Genomic DNA, 19178 nt, shown 5'->3' with positions numbered 1-19178 from the left:
GATGCTTCGACAAGCTCAGCATGACTGTCTGACAACTTTTTAAACAGCTTCTTTAAGTAGTTCCGAGGGCGTATACTTTAAAACAGGAAGTAGCGCTGGCCCAGGGCCACCTCCGTCAGCGGCTCGCCGGTGATGTGCTCGCCGTCCACGCGCACCTCGTAGTTCTCGGGATTCACCTGGATGTCGGGCGTTTTGTCGTTATGCACCATGTCGCGCTTGGAGATGTTGCGGCAGTTGCTCACCGGCAGCACCATTTTTTCCAGGCCATACTCAGCCACGATGCCCTTGTCGATGGAAATCTGCGACACGAACGTGGCGCAGGTGCGCAGCCGCGCCTTGCCGTGCGCGCCAAACATGTGGCGGTACATCACCGGCTGGGGGGTAGGGATGGACGCGCCAGGGTCGCCCATCTGACTGGCGATAATCATTCCGCCCTTGATAATCATCTCGGGCTTCGCGCCGAACATAGCCGGCTTCCAGAGCACGATATCGGCCAGCTTGCCCACTTTCAGCGAGCCTACGTGATGCGCAATGCCGTGCGAAATGGCCGGGTTTATCGTGTACTTGGCCACGTAGCGCTTCACCCGGAAGTTGTCGTTGCCGCTGTCCTTGTCCTCGGGCAGGGGGCCGCGCTGCTTCTTCATGTGGTCGGCCGTCTGCCAGGTGCGGGTAATCACCTCGGCCACCCGGCCCATCGCCTGCGAGTCGGAACTCATCATGCTGAACACGCCCATGTCCTGCAAAATACCTTCGGCGGCAATGGTTTCGGCGCGAATGCGCGAGTCGGCAAAGGACACGTCCTCCGGGATATTCTTGCTCAGGTGGTGGCACACCATGAGCATATCCAGGGCCTCGTCGATGGTGTTGACGGTGTAGGGGCGGGTAGGGTTAGTGGAAGAAGGCAGCACGTTCAGAAACGACGCGGCCCGAATGATGTCCGGGGCGTGGCCGCCGCCCGCGCCTTCCGTGTGGAAGGTGTGGATGGTGCGCCCGTTGATGGCCCGGATGGTGTCTTCCAGGAAGCCCGCTTCGTTGAGTGTATCGGTGTGAATGGCCACCTGCACGTCGAGCTTATCGGCCACGCGTAGCGCGGCATCAATCACGGCCGGGGTCGAGCCCCAGTCCTCGTGAATCTTCAGGCCCAGCGCGCCGGCCTCAATCTGCTCCGTCAGCGGGGCCTCGGTGGCGCAGTTGCCCTTGCCAAAAAAGCCCAGGTTCATGGGAAAGTCTTCGGCGGCTTCCAGCATTTTCTGGATGTTCCACTTGCCGGGCGTCACGGTGGTGGCGTTGGTGCCATCGGCCGGGCCGGTGCCGCCGCCAATCATCGTCGTGATGCCGCTAAAGAGCGCGTAATCAATCTGTTGGGGAGAAATAAAGTGAATGTGCGCGTCGATGCCGCCGGCCGTGGCAATCAGGCCCGCGCCGTTATGCACCTCCGTCGAGGCCCCGATAATCATGTTCGGCGACACGCCATCGGCCGTGTCGGGGTTGCCGGCCTTGCCAATGCCCACAATCCGGCCGTCCTTAATGCCAATATCGGCCTTCACAATGCCCCAGTGGTCAATAATAATCAGGTTGATAAGCACGAAGTCCATCACGCCCTCGTGCCGGGTGGCAGTGGCCGACTGCGCCATGCCATCGCGCACGGTTTTGCCGCCGCCAAACTTGTTCTCGTCGCCGTAGGTGCCGAAGTCCTTCTCAATTTCGATGATAAGCTCGGTGTCGCCCAGGCGCACCTTATCGCCCACGGTTGGGCCGAACATATTCGCGTACTTTACGCGGTTGATTTTCAGGCTCATAACGCTTGCGAATTAGGGGTGTTTTTGAAATTCTCCTCGTTGGCCCGCTTGAGGCCGGCCTCGCGGCTGCCTTCCCACGACATGTCGCCATCCACCAGGTTATTGAAGCCGAAAACGCGCTGCGCGCCGCCGTACTGCACTAGAGTGATTTCCTTTTCCTCGCCCGGCTCGAAGCGCACGGCCGTGCCGGCGGCAATGTTGAGGCGCATCCCAAAGGCCAGGGCGCGGTCGAAATCCATCTCGCGGTTCACCTCAAAGAAGTGGAAGTGCGAGCCTATCTGCACGGGCCGGTCGCCGGTGTTGGTGGCCGTAAGCGTGACCTCACGCCGGCCCACGTTGCAGGCAATGTCGCCGGGGGCCACAAAATATTCTCCAGGAATCATAACGCAAAGGGCTAAGGGTTAGCGAATTGGCTGATGCACGGTTACCAGCTTGGTGCCGTCGGGGAAGGTGGCTTCAATCTGCACCTCTTGTATCATTTCCGGAATGCCCTCCATCACGTCGTCGCGCGTGAGAAAAGTGGCCCCGTCCTGCATCAGCTCGGCCACCGTTTTGCCGTCGCGGGCAGCTTCCTGCAAGCGACTGCTGATTAAGGCAATAGCCTCCGGGTAGTTCAGCTTCAGGCCCCTGGCCTTGCGCTTTTCGGCCAGCTCGCCGGCCAAAAACAGCAGCAGCTTCTCAGATTCTCGTGGGGTAAGGTGCATAGAAAGAAGGGGGGTAGGGGCAACGGAAGAAACGGGCAAGTGACAGGTAGCCAGCAGTTCGGCGCTTCCCACCGGGCCGGGGTTGCAGCGCGGCGGCCGTTACCATGCTCCACGGAAAGGCCAGCCAAAACCGGCTGGTGATGGCTTTTTCAATTCCCCTAATGTAGGAGCAAGTTTAGGGACCGGCCCCGGCAAACGCTGCCGCGCCGGCCGGCCCGCCGCTACCCCACCAACCCACCAAAGGCTGCCCCAAGGAGCAGCCTTTGTGGTGCGAGACCAAAAAAAGGAACGCGGACTTTCTGCTGCTCGCCTACCAGAATACCGAGTACAGCGCCACCACCACGCCCAGAATGAGCACCGCGCCGGCCGTGAACGTCTTGTTGGGTCGGAACATGGACGAGTCGATTTCGAGGCCGTTGGTTTTCACGCCGCGGGCGTGCTCGATGAGGCTGATAATGACCATGCCGATGATGCAGAAGACGAATACGAAGCCCATGCGGTCCAGAAACGGAATCTCGTACACACCATTGACGGGCACCGAAAAGCCGTAGGGAGCCAGCCAGGAAAGGTTGGCCATGCCGGGCAAAAACTTGAGCAGCACCGACAGCAAAAAGCCGCCGATGGTGGCAAATAGCGCGGCGCTCGACGTAGCTTTTTTCCAGAAGAAGCCCAGGATGAACATCGCGAAAATACCCGGCGACACGAAGCCCGTGTACTCCTGAATATAGGTGAAGCCGCCCTTCTTGTCAATGCCCAGGTGCGGGGCAATCACCACGCCCAGCAGCATGGCCACCACTACCGCGATTTTACCGGTCGAAACCAGGGTTTTCTCCGAGGCGTTGGGATTAATGGCTTTCTTGTAAATATCGAGGGTGAAAATGGTCGCAATCGAGTTGGCCTTGCCGGCCAGCGAGGCCACTACGGCCGCCGTGAGCGCCGCGAACGACAAGCCCTTGAGGCCCACCGGTAAGATGTTGAGCAGCACGGGGTAGGCGCGGTCGGGGTTCAGCTCGCCATTTTGCATAAACTCGCCGCTGCCGAACACGTCTTGCTTGTACAGAATGTAGGCCGCGATGCCCGGCAGCACCACAATCACCGGCATGAGCAGCTTCAAAAAGGCCGCGAACAGCAGGCCGCCGCGGGCGGTAGGCAGGTCGGCCCCCAGGGCGCGCTGCGTAATGTACTGATTACAACCCCAGTAATTGAGGTTCACAATCCAGAGGCCGCCGAGCAGCACCGTGAGGCCCGGCAGGTCAATGTAATTCGGGTTGTCGCGGTGCAGAATCATGTGGAAGTGGTCGTTGGCCTGGCTGTACATCAGGTGCAGGCCGTTGAACACGCCCGTGGTGCCGTAGTGGGTCGATACCAGATTTACGGCTAAGTACGTGGTAGCCAGGCCGCCCATAATCAGGAAAAACACCTGAATCACGTCCGTGAAACCAATTACCTTCATGCCGCCCAGCGTGATGATAATGGCGAAAAACGCCATCGCGTACATGCAGAAATTGAGGTTGAGGCCCGATATCGTACTGGCCGCGATGGCCCCGAGGTAGAGAATCGAGGTCAGGTTAACAATGATGTAGAGCAGCAGCCAGAACACGGCCATAATCATGGCCACCGTGCCGTTGTAGCGCTGGTGCAGGAACTGCGGCATCGTGAAGATGCGGTTCTTCAAATACACCGGAATGAAGAACACAGCCACGATAACGAGCGTCACGGCGGCCATCCACTCATAAGCCGCAATAGCCAGGCCCATCTTAAAGCCCGAGCCCGACATGGCCACGAACTGCTCGGCCGAGATGTTGCTGGCAATCAGCGATGAGCCGATGGCCCACCACGTCAGAGAACCTTCGGCCAGGAAATAATCCTTGGAATCGCCCTCAATGGTTCCGTCGTGGCCCGTTTTGCGGTTATAAATCCAGAGTCCGTAGCCGGCGACTATCAGAAAGTAAACGAAAAAGACGATGTAGTCTAAGGTAGCCAGCTTATGCATGGGGCGGGAAAAAACGAATGGAAAACGAAAGTAGGGCAAATATCCGCTAGCCGGGCTATGCAATCGATTGTGTAAAGAAAATTTGGAACTTTTAAGGTGCCACACGCCACCAGTCCACGTGCAGCTGGCCGGCCCCTACCCCCCCCGCCCGCGCTCAGGCAGAACAGGCCCATTTTAGCGCCCACCCACCGGCCCTCGCGGGCCGTGAACTCGGGGCCCAGCGCCGTAAACTGCTGCCCATTGTCGCTGTAGCTGAACTAGCAGCGCGCCCCGGCCCGCACCGCCACGCGCAGGTACAGCGGCTGGCCGGGGGGTAGGGCCACCGTGGCGGCGGTGGTTTCGGCGGTGCCCTTGTCGGCTTGCAGGCAGGTGGTCTGGCTGAGCAGCAGGCCGCTGGCCTGCCGGGTGAGCATGAGCGCGGCGTAGTCCAGGCCCAGCACCACGAGGCCGGCTTTTTCGCCCTCGGCCTGGGGCGTAAACAGCAGCTTGGCGGTGGCCGTAAAGTGCTCGGCGGGAATCTTTTGCAGCAGCAGGCTGGGCACCAGGCACAGGTTTTTGGCTTCGGCGGGCACGGGCGCGGCGGCCAGCGCCAGCTGGCCGCCAGCCGGGGGGGTAGGGGCCAGCCACTGCGGCTGCGGGTTGGCCCGCCACTGCCATTGCCGGCCGGGCCGGCCGTGGTCAAACTCATCCGAAGTGGCGGGCACGGCCACGGCTACGCTGCCGGGCACCCTGGGCTTGCGGTGGGTGAGCACGGGTTGGCCGGTGCCGTCGCCGTCGGGGTCGAGGCCGATAACGGGCCAATCATTTTGCCAGCGCATGGGCTCCAGGTGTACCACCCGGCCGTAGGCGCCCTGGGCCTGGAAGTGCAGAAACCAGTCCTGCTTGCCACAGGTCCTGGGAATGCAGAATGGGCAGGCCCGGCGCCGAGTTAAAGCTCGACGAGGTGAGGTAATAATCCTGGCCCACGCGCACCACGTCGGGGTCGGCGTAGTCGGCGTAGAGCACCGGATTTTTGTACTGGCCATTGCCCAGGTCGGGCACTCAGGGGGGGGTAGGGGCGGGCGTTTGAGCAGCGGCGGCCCGCACTGATAAGGCTGCCACAAGCGTTAAAAACGAAAAAACAAGCGCATACCAAGGCAAAGTTGGACGGGAACGAGGCCGAAAGTAAAAACAAGCCACCCGGCGTACCCGTTTTCCTACCCCCGCCCAACCGTCCGTCATTCGGCTGCCGTTGTATTTTTGTAGGCCTACCTACCTTTTGCGAGTGAAAAAAGCGCTATACCTTATTGGCTCGCCCAACCAGACTACCCAGATGCACCGGGTGGCGCAGTTGCTCGAAGAGGAGTATGAACCCTACTTCAGCCAGCTCTATTACGATGGCTGGATGCGCGGCTTCTACGAGTGGCTGCTACGCAACAACATCCTGGACAAGACCATTGTGCAGGGCCTGGTGAAGGAAAAAGCCGACCGCTACGTGGCCCAGCACCAGCTGCGCCGCGATTTTGAAAACCGCGAGCTGCGTCACCAATACGACCTCATCGTGTGCTGCTCCGACATCGTGGTGCCCTGGAACCTGCTGAAAACCAGCAAGTCAGTTTTCGTGCAGGAGGGCATGACCGACCCGCTTCACCTATGGGCGCGCCTCGTGAAGCGATTCACCCGCTTCCCCATCCTGGCCATCGGCACCTCGCTCAATGGCATGAATAATTGCTGCGACGTGTACTGCGTGGCTTCGCCCGGCTACGCCGAGCACTTCGCCAAAATCGGGGTTAATAAGGATAAAATCGTGGTCACGGGCATTCCCAATTTCGATGACATAGAAAAGCTGCGGCAGAATACTTTTCCGCATCGCGGCTACGTGCTCGTCGCCACCACCGACATGCGCGAAACCTTCCGGCGCGACAACCGCAAGAAGTTCATTCGCCACGCCACGCGCATCGCCGCCGGCCGGCCCATGATTTTCAAGTTTCATCCCAACGAGGACATGGCTCGCGCCACGGCCGAGGTCAAAAAATATGCCCCGCCCAGCGCCCTCATCTACACCGAAGGCAACACCGAGGAGATGATTGCCAACTCGGTAGAATTAATAACCCAGTACAGCACAGTGGCTTACGTGGGTCTGGCGCTGGGCATTCCGGTGCATTCGTACTTCGACATGGCTGACCTCCAGCGCAAGCTGCCCATCCAGAACGGCGGCACCAGCGCCGAGCACATCGCCGACATTTGCCGGCAGTTTGGCCGTTTCAAAGGCTCGGGGCCGCAGTTTTTACGGCAGTATCAGCCGGTTGAAATCAAAAATGAACGTCATGCTGAGCCTCGCGAAGCATCTCGCGTGGGGTAATAATTCAATTAGGCGAACGAAGCGGCAGAGATGCTTCTTCGTGAGCATGACAACGATTCCAAAAAGTATGCTCACCCTCATTCAGGCCCGGCGCGGCTCCTCGCGCCTCCCCGATAAAGTCAGCCTCGACCTCGTGGGCCGGCCGCTGCTGGTGCGCCAGGTCGAGCGCGTGCGGCAGGCGCGGCTAGCGGGCCGCGTGGCCGTCATCACCACCGACGAGCCCAGCGACGACCCGCTGGCCGAGCTGTGCCAACAGCATGGCATTGAGGTATTTCGGGGCAGCGCCCTCGACCTGCTCGACCGCCACTACCAGGCCGCGCTGCACTTTGGCGAAACGGAGGGGGTAGTAAAAATCCCCAGCGACTGCCCGCTCATCGACCCGGCCATTATTGATAAAGTCCTCGGCTTTTTTGAGGCGACGAAGGGCCAGTATGACTTCGTGAGCAACCTGCACCCCGCCACCTACCCCGACGGCAACGACGTGGAAGTGATGACCCTCGCGGCCCTCGAAACGGCCTGGCGCGAAGCCCGCCGCCCGCTGGAGCGCGAGCACACTACCCCCTTCTTCTGGGAGAACCCCGACCGCTTCCGCCTGGCCAGCGTAGTTTGGGAAACGGGCCTGGACTACTCGATGTCGCACCGTTTCACCATCGACTATCCGGCTGATTATGAGTTCATTAAAGTCGTGTACGAAGCGCTTTATCCAGTCAATCCGCGTTTTGGGCTGGCTGATATCCTGACTTTATTAAAACAAAGGCCAGACATTTACGCCTTAAATGCTGACCTAGCCGGCGTGAACTGGTACCGCAATCACTTGGACGAGTTGCGGACGGTGGACGCGGGTAATACAAAGCAATTGTAAATTAATAAGAACGTCATGCTTCGGCAAGCTCAGCATGACAACGATTCAAACGTTTACTATGACCCTCGAAAAACAAGACGAACTAAAAGCCCTAGCTCTGCGCGTGCGCGAGCACATCGTGCGCCTGAGCACCGATGGCGGCTGCTTCACCGGGGCCTCGCTGAGCTGCGCCGACCTGCTGGTGTACCTCTACGCCGATTTCCTCAACGTGCACCCCGGCAACCTCACCGACCCCGCGCGCGACTACCTTTTCCTGAGCAAGGGCCACGACGTGCCGGCCCTTTACGGCACCTTCGCCGAGCTAGGTTTCATGCCCAAGGAGCGCCTGGCCAACCACCTGAAAGCCAATGACTCCATCTACTGGCACCCCAACCGCAGCGTGCCGGGCGTGGAGTTTCATTCGGGCTCACTGGGCCACCTGCCGAGCGTGGCGCTGGGCGTGGCCCTCGATGCGCGGATGCGCGGCCAGAATCAGCACGTTATCGTCATCACCGGCGACGGCGAACTGAACGAGGGTACTTGCTGGGAAGCCCTGCTGGTGGCCAGTGCCCATCAGGTCAATAACTTAACCATCGTAGTAGACCGCAATCATTTCCAGGCCAACATCGCTACCGAAGACCTCATTCCGCTGGAGCCGCTGGCTCCCAAGTTCGAGGCCTTCGGCGCGGTAGTAAAGCGAATCGACGGCCACGATTTCGCGGCCTTAGAAGAAGCCTTCACGGCCCTACCCTTCAGCGATACCAAGCCTTCCGTTATCATCTGCGACACGGTGCGCGGCCGCGGCCTACCCAGCATCGAGCGCCGCGCCGACCGCTGGTTCTGCAACTTCAGCAGCGACGAGGTGGTCGAGCTGCTCAAAGAGTTGCACAGCCAGGAGGCCACCACGCTCACCAGCGAAACCCTCACCGTCCGCTAATTAATTCGTCTGTCATTGCGAGCGCAACGAAGTGGAGCGCGGCAATCTTTCCTTCACGTTGGGTTTACTAGCTCAATGCCAAGGACGACCAGGAAAGATTGCCGCGCTCCACTTCGTTGCGCTCGCAATGACAAACAGCTCTTACGTCATTAAGAAATGAATTACGAACAGCTTATCCACGAAACTGCCCTGGCCGACGAGCGCCTGCTGGTGATGACGGCCGAAAACCGCGCCCTTATTCGCAACCTGCCCGGCCCGCTGGGTCCGCGTTTCATCGACACCGGCATCACGGAGCAAACTATGATTGGGGCGGCGGCCGGCCTGGCCTTGCGCGGGCGCGTGCCGGTGGTCCACGCGCTGGCTACTTTCCTCACGCTGCGGGCGTTTGAGTTTATCCGCACCGATGTGGGCATTCCGCACTTGCCGGTGAAAATCAGCGCTTTCGTGCCCGGCTTTTTGTCGGATGGCAACGGCCCTACCCACCAGGCCATCGAGGACGTTTCGCTGATGCGCGGCATTCCGGGCATGACGGTTTTCGCGCCCGCCGACGAGGATGATATGCTGGCCATGCTGCCCGCCATCTGGGCCTCACCCGACCCCGCCTACCTGCGCGTGAACACCCGCCCCGCCACTTACGAGCACGCGCCGTATGAAATGGGCAAGGCCGAAATCGTGGCCGAAGGCACTGACGTTACTATCCTCACTTATGGGATGCTCTTCGAGCAAACCTTGATTGCCAGGGACTTGCTCACCGAAGCCGGCTACTCGGTGGGCCTCGTGAACCTGCGCAGCCTCAAGCCCTTGGACGAAGCCGCCGTGCTTAACGTCGTGAAGGGGGGTAGCCTCGTCGTGACCGTGGAGGACCACTTCCAGACCGGCGGCCTCTACTCCATTTTGGCCGAGCTTTTATTAGCAAATGAGCTGACCGCCAAAGTGCTGCCGCTGGCCCTGAAAGAGCGCTGGTACAAGCCCGGCCTGCTGAGTGAAGTGCTCGAATACGAAGGCTTTACCGGCCAGCACATTGCCCGCCGCATCGGCGAGCGTTTGGGCGACGGAGAGCATACCTTCGGCGCGAAGACCAAAGTGGTCGAAAACGAATTTGCCGAGTAACGGCCATAAGCCTAATAGAACGTCATGCTGACGAAGGAAGCATCTCTACCGCTTCACCCGAGTCGTTCAACGAAGCGGTAGAGATGCTTCCTTCGTCAGCATGACGTTCTACTTTTACAAAGAATAATCAAGCCCATCCTATGAATTTCCAGAAATCCGACGACCTCTACGCTCGCGCGCAGAAAATCATGACGCCCGTTACCCAGACCCTCGCCAAGGGGCCGGGCCAGTACACCAAAGGTGCCGCGCCCAAGTACGTGAAGCGCGGCAAGGGCTCGCACGTGTGGGACGTTGATGGTAACGAATACATTGATTATCAGATGGGTATCGGCCCGCTGAGCCTGGGCTACGCCTACCCCCGCGTGGACGACGCCATTCGGGCGCAACTCGAAGATGGCATCACGTTTTCAATGATGCACGAGCTGGAAGTGCAGGTGGCGGAGTTGATTCACGAGATTATCCCGAACGCCGAGAGCATCCGCATCAGCAAGACCGGGGCCGACGTGTGCTCGGCGGCGGTGCGAGTGGCGCGCGCCTTCACGGGCCGCAAGGATGTGCTGTGCTGCGGCTACCACGGCTGGCACGACTGGTACATCGGCACTACGAGCCGCGACAAGGGTATTCCGCAGGAAAGCAAGGACTTAGTGAGCGCTTTCGAGTACAACAACCTCGACTCGTTCAAGGAAATGCTGACGCCCGATGTGGCCTGCGTCATCCTGGAGCCGTTCATTTTTGATGCGCCCAAGGACAATTTCCTGCACGAAGTGGCCCGCCTCTGTAAGGAAAACGGCACGCTGCTGATTTTTGACGAGATGTGGACCGGCTTCCGCATCGCCATCGGCGGCGCGCAGGAGTATTTTGGCATCAAGCCCGACTTGGCGGTGTACTCCAAAGCCTGCGCCAACGGGATGCCCATCGCGCTGCTGACGGGCCGCAAGGACGTGATGCAGCTGTTTGAGCACGACGTGTTTTTCTTCACCACTTTCGGCGGCGAGGCGCTGAGCCTGGCGGCGACCATCGCCACCATCAGCGAGATGCGCGAGAAAAACGTGCCCGCGTTCCTGGCCAGCCAGGGCAACAAGCTGAAAGAAGGCTACAACAAAATCGCCGCTGACCTCGGCCTGAGCAGCTACACCAAGTGCTACGGCTACGACTGCCGCAGCATCGTGACCTTCGATGCCAGCGCTGGCAACCCCCTGGAAACCAAGGCATACGTGCAGCAGGAGCTGTTCAAGCGCGGTATCCTGTGGGGCGGTTTCCACAACATGAGCTTCTCGCACACTGACGAGGACGTGGCCAAAACCCTGGCCGCCTACGGCGAGGTCCTACCCCTGCTCAAAGACGCCATCGAGAAGGGCGACGTGAGTACCCGCCTGGAAGGCGAGCCGCTGGAAGCCGTGTTTCGCAAAGTGACCAATGCCGCGCCGGTGAAGGCGAAGTAGTTAGTTCGCACGGTTCACCTCACGTCAACCTCACCCCCTAACCCCCTTTCCAAAAGAGAGGGGAAACTAGCTTTTAGTTTTAGCTCTAGCTGCTTTAACGCCCTGCAAACCGTCTTACCCTTGTCGTTTCTAGAAACTAAAACTAGAAGCTAGTCCCCCCTCTCCGCAGGAGAGGGGGCTAGGGGGTGAGGTTAACGTGGGGCGGCGATAATACTTCCATGAATTTCTTCGACCTAACCAACAAAACGGCCATCGTCACCGGCGCGTGCGGCCTCATTGGCCAGAAGCATTGCGAGGCCCTGGCCCTCGCCGGTGCCAACGTGGTAGTAGCCGACCTGCACCTCGACAAGGCCCGCGAGGTGGCCGCCGGCCTGCCCGGTGCCGTGCACCTACCCCTCGCCGTGGACGTTACCTCGCCCGAGTCGCTGGCCGCCGCGCGTGATACCATTATCAGGCAATTCGGGCACATCGACATTTTGGTGAATAATGCGGCCATTAACGACATGTTTGAGAACCCGGCGATGGCCGCCGACCTCAGCAAGTTTGAGAATTTCCCGGTGGCCACGTTTCGGCAGGTGTTGGAGGTGAACGTGACGGGCGTCTTTCTGGCGGCGCAGGTGTTCGGCACGCCGATGGCCGAGCAGGGCCACGGCTCCATTATTAACGTGGCCAGTACCTACGGCCTCGTGGGGCCGGACCAGAGCATTTACCGCAACGAGGCCGGGGAGCAAACCTTCTATAAATCACCGTCCTACCCCACCACGAAGGGCGCAGTCGTGAATTTCACCCGCTACCTGGCGGCCTACTGGGGCACGCGGGGCGTGCGGGTGAATACGCTCTCGCCGGGGGGGGTAGAGAATAGCCAGGACGCTTTTTTTGTGAAGCAGTATAGCGCTAAAACACCGCTCGGCCGCATGGCCGCGCCCACCGACTACCAGGGCGCGGTGGTGTTCCTGGCCTCCGACGCCTCGGCCTACATGACGGGCGCTAACCTCGTGGTGGATGGCGGCTGGACGGCCATTTAAGTAGCGTGGACGCTGCGAGTCCGCGCGTGGGAAAGCTGTTTAGTAATATCGTTCAACGATACCACGGGCGGACTCGCAGTGTCCGCGCTACTGCCGATTGTGTATTAATTTCGGATAGAATTTCACCAAACCTTTACATGAAGCACGCCGAACTAGCCGCTAAAGCCCGCCGCATCAAGCTCGTCCTCACCGATTGCGATGGCGTGCTGACCGACGGTGGCGTGTATTACGGCGAAAGCGGCGAGGTGCTCAAGCGCTTCAACATCCGCGATGGCATGGGTGTGGAGCGCCTGCGCGCCGTGGGCGTGGAGACGGGCATTGTCACCGGTGAGCGCTCACCTTCGGTGCAGAAGCGTGCCGATAAGCTCAAAATCACGGAGTTACACTTGGGTATCAAGGATAAGGCCCCGCTGCTGGCGGAGATTTTAACGCGCCTGAATCTCACGGCCGAGCAGGTCGCCTTCATCGGCGACGATACCAACGATGTGCCCATTCTGGGGCTGGTGGGGCTGGCCGCCTGCCCCGGCGATGCTACCGTTTTTGCCCGCGAGGCGGCCGACTACCGCTGCCGGGCGCGGGGCGGCCACGGTGCTTTTCGCGAGCTGGCCGAGCTGATTATTAGCTGCCAGGGGGGTAGGACCCCTGTGGATAAGGGCTCGGAGTAGTTTTTTACTAATGTGAAAATGTGAGAAATGTGAAAATATGCTTTTTGTGAAAGCAGGAAAAGAGAAAATATTTCTTCTTTCAATCCGTCACCTTTCTTACCTCACCCGCTAGCTTCATCCAAGCCCCGCGCGTTTTCACACCTTTTACATTCTCACATTTTTTCAGTACCAGAGATGTCGATAGTTCAAATCAAAAAGAGCCGCGCCATTGGCCCCGGCCAACCGTGCTATATCATTGCCGAAATCGGCATCAACCACAACGGCTCGCTCGACCTAGCCAAGCAGCTCATCGACGCGGCCGTGACGGCCGGCGCCGACGCCGTGAAGTTTCAGAAGCGCACCCCCGAGCTGTGCGTGCCCAAGGACCAGTGGGAGAAAATGCGCGACACGCCCTGGGGCCGCATGAGCTACATTGACTACAAGCGCAAAACGGAGTTTGGCCTTGAAGAATACACGGCCATCGACGACTATTGCAAGGCCCGCGGCATCGACTGGTTTGCCTCGTGTTGGGACGAGCCGTCGGTCGATTTCATGGAGCAGTTCAACCCGGTGATGTACAAGATGGCCTCGGCCTCGCTCACCGACAAGCCGCTGCTCGACCGCGTGCGCGCCACCGGCCGCCCGCTCATGCTGAGCACCGGCATGAGCACCCAGCAGGAAATTACCGACGCCGTGAAGCATGTTGGCCTTGACAAGCTGATGATTGCGCACAGCACCTCGGCCTACCCCTGCCCCCCGCAGGAGCTGAACCTGCGCATGATTTCGACCCTGCAAGCGCAGTTTCCGGGCACGCCCATCGGCTACTCGGGCCACGAGACCGGCCTGAGCACCACCGTAACGGCCGTGGCTCTGGGCGCCACCTTCGTGGAGCGCCACTTTACCCTCGACCGCGCCATGTGGGGTAGCGACCACGCGGCCAGCGTGGAGCCCGGCGGCCTGGCCAAGATGGTGCGCGACATCCGCGACACCGAAGCCGGCCTCGGCGACGGCGTGAAGGTGGTATATGAGAGCGAGAAAGAGCCCCTGCGCCGCCTGCGCCGCGAGGTAACGGCCGCGTAAATCTTTTTTCTGACGTTTTTAGCCCGCAGAGGATGCGGGCTAAAAACGTCAGAACATTCGTTCGCCAGAAAGGGTTAGGGAAGCCAACTAGTCAGTACTCGTTATGCTAGAGACGATAAGCCATTTCTACCACGGCCTGAATCCCGTGGCCCGCACCACGCTGATTACCACGCCGATACTATTGCTAGCGGTGGTAGTTTTGCTGGTGCTGGAGCGCAAGTTTCCGTACCGCAAGGGCTTGCCGTTCTTCCGTGAAGGGCTGTTCGTGGACCTTTTCTGGTACACGCTGGTGCAGAGCTACTTCCTGCAAATTCTGATTTTCGGGTTCATCATCGCGCCGCTGGCGGCACATTTTGGGGCGCGGTTCCACTTAGTGAGCAGTTGGCCGGTGGCCACGCAGGTGGGCTTTTTCGTGCTGACCCACGACTTTTACATCTACTGGTTTCACCGCTTTCAGCACAACAGCGCCTTCTTCTGGCGCACCCACGAGGCGCACCACTCGGGCAAGCAGGTGGACTGGCTGGCCGGCTCGCGCTCGCACATCGTGGAGATTATTATCAACCAGACTATCGAGTTTGCGCCCATTATTCTGCTGGGGGCCAACCCGATTGTGGTGCCGATAAAGGCGCTGATTGATGCGGTGTGGGGCATGTACATTCACGCCAACATCAACGTGAAATCGGGTAAGCTGCAATATGTTATCAACGGCCCCGAGATGCACCTCTGGCACCACGCCGACCACGAGGAAGTGTATTTCGCCAACTTCTCGACCAAGTTCGCGGTCTGGGACTGGCTCTTCGGCACCGCCTACCTGCCCGAAAACCGCAAGCCCGAGCGCTGGGGCCTGCCCTACGCTTTTCCGAAAGATTACTTCGCGCAACACGCGTTTTCGGTGTATCGCTTCGATGAAAAGGAGCTGGCCGAGCGCTCGACGCTGTTCCGGTTTTACCACGGTGCCCGCTGGCGCGTGCTGACCTGGCTGGGTGAGCGCCTACCCCTCGCCAAAGTGTTGCAAGGCTGGGAAGTGCCCGAGAGTTCCGCCGAAACCATTATGGCCCTGCGCCCCGGCGGCCACCCCACTGGCCCTACCCCCCCCGACCAGCCCAACGCCGCCCCGGCCGATTCTTCCCGCCCTGTTGCCACCGCCCTATCTTGACGCTCAGCTTCAACCCCGCCTGGCTGTACCTGCTGCTCGCTTCCATTATGGAAGTGTGCTGGAACTACAGCCTCAAATACACGAGCGTCGCCAAGATTAAGGCGATTGACTGGTCGCACTTTTTCGCGGGTTCAGTGGGCATCGTGACCCTGGTGCCGGCCATTTGCTACGTCGCGTTTGGCGTGGGCAACGTGTTCTTCTTCTCAAAGGCGCTCAACGTCATTCCGGCCTCCACGGCCTTCGCCATCTGGATGGGCATGGCCCTGGTCGGCATCAAAATAGTGGACACACTGGTGCTGAAGGAGCCTTTTCAATGGGTGCACGTCTTCTACATCGGCTGCATTCTGGTGGGCATTATTGGGCTGAAACGCACGGCGTGAAAAGAGTTAAGGGTTAGGAGTTAGGAGTTAAGAGTTGACTGATTCGGCCAACTCCTAACTCTTAACTCCTAACTCCTAACTCTTAACTCTTTTCATGCAGCTACCTGCTTGATAAACTGCACGTTGATGCTCAGCTTCACGTCGTCGCCGAGCACGATGGCACCGGCTTCGGTGATGCCGCCCCAGGAGAGGCCGTATTCTTTGCGATTAATTTTGCCGGTTGCTTCAAAACCCGCCTTGGTGTTGCCGTAGAAGTCAGCGGCCGTGCCGCCGTACTCCACGTCGAGGGTCACGGGCTTAGTGATGTCTTTGATGGTGAGGTCGCCCACCAGTTTATAGTTGCTGCCGCTGGTCTTGGTGAACGACGTCGATTGAAATTTAATCTGGGCGAAAGCGGCGGCATTGAAGAAATCATCGCCTTTGAGGTGGCCGTCGCGCTGCTCGTTGTTGGTGTCGATGCTATTTACGTCGAGCGTAAACTCAACTTGAGCATTCTCGAAGTCGTCGCCTTCGCTCTGAGCCGTGCCCTGGAACGTCTTGAACGAGCCCGAAACGGTGGAAATAACTAAGTGCTTGATTTTGAACTGCACTTCGGAGTGCGTGGGGTCGAGGGCCCACTTGGTGGCGGTGGCGGTGGCGGTGGCAGACATGATGAAAGGGGAAAAGGGGTGAAACGTGGGGTGAAGGTACACCTTTTTTGTTTAAGTAATGTACCAACATCATTGGTCTTCGCCGAGGCTGTTAGCCGTAACTTGCTCCATGCGAAAAGTACTGCTGGCGTTGGTTCTGGGGGTTATGGCGGGCGAACGGGCTTGGGCCCAAAGCCTGCCCATTATTAGCCAGAACCCGCCCGCGCTGCGCTGGCAGGAGCTGCGCAGTCCGCATTTTCGGGTGCTGTTTCCGGCGGGGCTCGACTCGGCGGCGCAGCGCACGGCCGGGCGGCTGGAAGCCGTGCATGGCCCCGAGGGCCGCACGCTGGGCGTGCAGGCCGCGCCCATCGCGGTGGTCATGCAGAACCAGACAACCGTGAGCAACGCGTTCGTTACCTTTCTGCCGCGGCACGCCGAGTTTTTCACGACCCCCGACCAGGGGCAGGGCCTGGGCACCGTGGACTGGCTCGACGGGCTGGTGGTCCACGAGTTTCGGCATGTTAATCAGTTTGACAAGGCGCGGCAGGGGGTAGGGCGGGCCGTGGTGCCGCTGCTCGGCGATGGCGGGCTGGGCGTGGCGGCGGTGGGCGTGCCGCAGTGGTTTTTTGAGGGCGACGCGGTGGGCACCGAAACGGCCCTCACGCGTAGCGGGCGCGGGCGCATCCCATATTTCGGCCTGGGCCTGCGCGCTAATTTGCTGAGCGGCCGGCTTTATAGCTATCAGAAAGCAGTGAGCGGCTCGCTGCGCGATAACGTGCCCGACTGGTACGTGCTGGGCTACTACCTAACCTCTTATGCCAAAGCGCACTACGGCCCCGAGGTGTGGGGCCGGGTGCTGGACCAGTACTACCGCTTTCCGTTCTATCCCTTCTCGTTTTCGAACAGCCTGCGGCGCACCACCGGCCTGCGCGTGGAGGACCTCTACGCCCGCACCATGCGCGAGCTGGACTCGACCTGGCGCGCGCAGCAGGCGGCGCGTCCTACCCCCACCGCTGTGCGCGAGCTGGCTGGGCAGGCCGACCCGCGGGTATTTACGCAGTACCAGTTTCCGCAATATGTGAACGACAGCACCGTGGTGGCCCTGAAAAGCGGCCTCGGCGACATCGCGCAATTGGTGCTGCTGGGCCTCCACGGCCGCGAAAAGCGCCTGTTTACGCTGGGCCTGCAGAATATTCCGCAGCTGCTGTCGGTGGGCGGCGGCAAGGTGGTGTGGCCCGAGTTTCGGCAGGACCCGCGCTGGGGCCAGCGCATCTACTCCGAGCTGAAGGTGCTGGACCTGGCCACCGGCCGCCTCACGCGGGTGGGCAAAAAACAGCGCTACGCCGCCGCCGCGCTCTCGCCCGATGGCCGCCAACTGGTGGCCGTGCGCACCGACGAGGCCTACCACCACGCGCTGGTAATTCTCAACGCCACTACGGGCGACGTTATCCGCACGCTGCCCAACCCGCGCAACGACTTTTACCAGCAGCCGCGCTGGTCGCCCAGCGGTCAGGCCATCGTGACGGTAGCGCTGAGCGCGGCCGGCAAAACCCTGCAGCTCATCGACCCTAACAGTGGGTTGGAAGTCAATATTTTGCCGGTGGCGAATGTCAACCTGGCTAACCCGCAGCTATGGGGCGAATACGTGCTGTATAACTCGCCGCAGTCGGGCGTGGATAACATTTATGCCGTCAACTACAGCACCGGGCAGACTTACCAGGTGACGAACCGACCCTTCGGGGCCTACCACGCGGCCGTGAGCCCCGACGGGCAGCGTCTGGCCCTGCACGACTACCGCGCCACCGGTGCCCGCGTGGTGGAAATGCCCCTCGACCCCGCTGCCTGGACCGCCCTACCCACCCCCGCGCGCACCGACACGCCCGAGCCCTTCGTGGCGGCGCTGGCGGCTGGCGAGCCGGGGGCGGCGCGCATCACGGCGCTGCTGGCCTCGCCCGACTCGGCGGGGCCGCGCTACGGGGTGCGGCGCTACCGGCCGCTGGCCCACGCGTTCCGCGTGTTCAGCTACGGCGTGGTGCAGAGCCCCGACGGCGGCAGCGTGACCGTGGGCGCGCGCTCGCAGGATTTTTTGAGCACGACCCAGCTTTTCGCGGGCCTGAACTACGACCAGACCGAGCGCACGCTGGCCGCCACCGCCGCGCTCAGCTACCAGGGCCGCTACCCCGTGCTGGACGTGGAAGCCACCTACGGCGGGCGCAACGCGGCGCGCTACTTCGACCGCGCCGCGCCGCTCGATAGCCTGCGCGGCACGCAGTGGCAATACGCGCGCCTGCTGGCCGGCGTGCGCCTGCCGCTGGTGCTCACGCGCTCCAGGTACTTGCAGGCGCTCACGGTGGGCGCGTATTACCTGCACGAGCGGGTTTTCAACTACACCCCGACCTTCCGCAGCAAAAATGAAACGGGAATTACTACCCCCCTCCACGCCATCCAAACCTCGCTGAGCTACGCCAGCCAGCTCAAGCAGAGCGCCCGCGACGTGGCCCCGCGCGGCGGGACCACGCTGCTGGCTACTTATCGCACCACGCCGTTTGGCACCAGCCTGCAAGCCAGTCAGGTGGGCGTGCAGTCGTCGGTGTATTTGCCGGGGCTAGGCAAGCACCACGCCGTGCGGCTGCGCGGCGGCTTTCAATATCAGCAGCAGAATCAGTACAATTTCGCGGCGGCCATTTCCTTTCCGCGGGCCGAAACGAGCTACGTCAGCTTCGACCGGCTGGCGGTGGGTAGTGTTGATTACAGCCTGCCGCTGGCCTTCGTGCATTGGTCAGTGGGGCGGGTGCTCTACGTGCAGCGCCTGCGGGCCACCGCGTTTTTCGACCTCGCCCAGGGCAGCAGCGTGGTGCCGCTGCGCGCCGCGGCCGGCGGCCCGCCCGTGCCCACCCGCCTCCTCCAGAACTACCGCGATACCGGCGTCGATTTCATGGCCCTGTTCAACGTTTTTCACCTGCGCACGCCCGTCGAGGCGGGCGTGCGGGTGGCGTATAGCAACTACGTGGGCGGGCTGGTGGTGCAGCCGCTGGCCTTCAATGTGCGTTTGTGAAGTAAGTGATAGGTAATGGAGGACCGGTTATCACATTGCGAG

16 protein-coding genes and 1 pseudogene are annotated in these 19178 nt (G+C 60.7%); 11 read left to right on the top strand and 6 right to left on the bottom strand.

Going from position 1 to position 19178, the window contains the following annotated elements; translation table 11 throughout:
* Positions 1–77 precede the first annotated feature (77 nt).
* The 5 genes from ureC to A0257_12555 all read right to left on the bottom strand — a co-directional run bounded on the left by ureC (position 78) and on the right by A0257_12555 (position 5332).
* Positions 78–1799 carry an urease subunit alpha gene (ureC, locus tag A0257_12575; protein ID AMR27841.1) on the bottom strand — a complete coding sequence of 574 codons (1722 nt, stop codon included), beginning with the start codon at positions 1797–1799 and terminating at the stop codon, positions 78–80.
* Positions 1796–2182 (bottom strand): Urease subunit beta, encoded by a 387-nt coding sequence (locus A0257_12570; GenBank protein AMR27840.1) that lies wholly within the window; start codon positions 2180–2182, stop codon positions 1796–1798. Before A0257_12570 ends, ureC begins: the two co-directional genes overlap by 4 nt.
* Before the next feature lie 18 nt (positions 2183–2200).
* Complete coding sequence (locus tag A0257_12565; GenBank protein AMR27839.1) at positions 2201–2503, bottom strand: urease subunit gamma; 303 nt, start codon at positions 2501–2503, stop codon at positions 2201–2203.
* A gap of 310 nt (positions 2504–2813) precedes the next feature.
* Entirely contained in the window at positions 2814–4496 is a 1683-nt protein-coding gene (locus tag A0257_12560) for a sodium transporter (protein AMR27838.1), read from the bottom strand.
* 257 nt (positions 4497–4753) lie between these two features.
* Complete coding sequence (locus A0257_12555; protein AMR27837.1) at positions 4754–5332, bottom strand: hypothetical protein; 579 nt, start codon at positions 5330–5332, stop codon at positions 4754–4756.
* 476 nt (positions 5333–5808) lie between these two features.
* Here A0257_12555 and A0257_12550 point away from each other — a divergent pair, with 476 nt between their 5' ends.
* The 10 genes and pseudogenes from A0257_12550 to A0257_12505 all read left to right on the top strand — a co-directional run bounded on the left by A0257_12550 (position 5809) and on the right by A0257_12505 (position 15452).
* Positions 5809–6837, top strand: a complete 1029-nt coding sequence (locus A0257_12550; protein ID AMR29744.1) for a hypothetical protein — start codon at positions 5809–5811, stop codon at positions 6835–6837.
* A 46-nt stretch (positions 6838–6883) separates the two neighbouring features.
* Positions 6884–7699, top strand: coding sequence for an acylneuraminate cytidylyltransferase (locus A0257_12545; GenBank protein ID AMR27836.1), 816 nt, complete (start codon positions 6884–6886; stop codon positions 7697–7699).
* 58 nt (positions 7700–7757) lie between these two features.
* Positions 7758–8615, top strand: a complete 858-nt coding sequence (locus tag A0257_12540; GenBank protein AMR29743.1) for a transketolase — start codon at positions 7758–7760, stop codon at positions 8613–8615.
* Between the two features lie 156 nt (positions 8616–8771).
* Positions 8772–9725: a transketolase gene (locus tag A0257_12535; protein ID AMR27835.1), complete on the top strand. Its 954-nt coding sequence runs from the start codon at positions 8772–8774 to the stop codon at positions 9723–9725.
* Positions 9726–9865: 140 nt separating this feature from the next.
* Positions 9866–11167, top strand: a complete 1302-nt coding sequence (locus A0257_12530) for an aminotransferase class III (GenBank protein AMR27834.1) — start codon at positions 9866–9868, stop codon at positions 11165–11167.
* Between the two features lie 218 nt (positions 11168–11385).
* The gene (locus A0257_12525) at positions 11386–12192 is read left to right on the top strand and encodes a short-chain dehydrogenase (protein AMR27833.1); all 807 of its coding nucleotides are present in this window, start codon (positions 11386–11388) and stop codon (positions 12190–12192) included.
* Positions 12193–12329: 137 nt separating this feature from the next.
* Positions 12330–12857: a 3-deoxy-D-manno-octulosonate 8-phosphate phosphatase gene (locus A0257_12520; protein ID AMR27832.1), complete on the top strand. Its 528-nt coding sequence runs from the start codon at positions 12330–12332 to the stop codon at positions 12855–12857.
* Positions 12858–13031: 174 nt separating this feature from the next.
* A complete protein-coding gene (locus A0257_12515; protein ID AMR27831.1) occupies positions 13032–13916 on the top strand; it encodes an N-acetylneuraminate synthase in 885 nt (294 codons plus the stop codon).
* 103 nt (positions 13917–14019) lie between these two features.
* Positions 14020–14913 (top strand): annotated as a pseudogene (locus A0257_12510) (hypothetical protein).
* 155 nt (positions 14914–15068) lie between these two features.
* Entirely contained in the window at positions 15069–15452 is a 384-nt protein-coding gene (locus tag A0257_12505) for a hypothetical protein (GenBank protein ID AMR27830.1), read from the top strand.
* A gap of 92 nt (positions 15453–15544) precedes the next feature.
* Here A0257_12505 and A0257_12500 read toward each other — a convergent pair whose 3' ends face one another.
* A complete protein-coding gene (locus tag A0257_12500) occupies positions 15545–16102 on the bottom strand; it encodes a hypothetical protein (protein AMR29742.1) in 558 nt (185 codons plus the stop codon).
* A gap of 109 nt (positions 16103–16211) precedes the next feature.
* Between A0257_12500 and A0257_12495 the strand changes: the two genes are divergently transcribed.
* Complete coding sequence (locus A0257_12495) at positions 16212–19136, top strand: hypothetical protein (GenBank protein ID AMR27829.1); 2925 nt, start codon at positions 16212–16214, stop codon at positions 19134–19136.
* Positions 19137–19178: the final 42 nt, after the last annotated feature.

It is taken from the genome of Hymenobacter psoromatis (assembly GCA_001596155.1).
GTDB lineage: Bacteria > Bacteroidota > Bacteroidia > Cytophagales > Hymenobacteraceae > Hymenobacter.
Note: the sequence above shows the minus strand (reverse complement) of the source record. Positions and strands in the feature narration are given on the sequence as shown.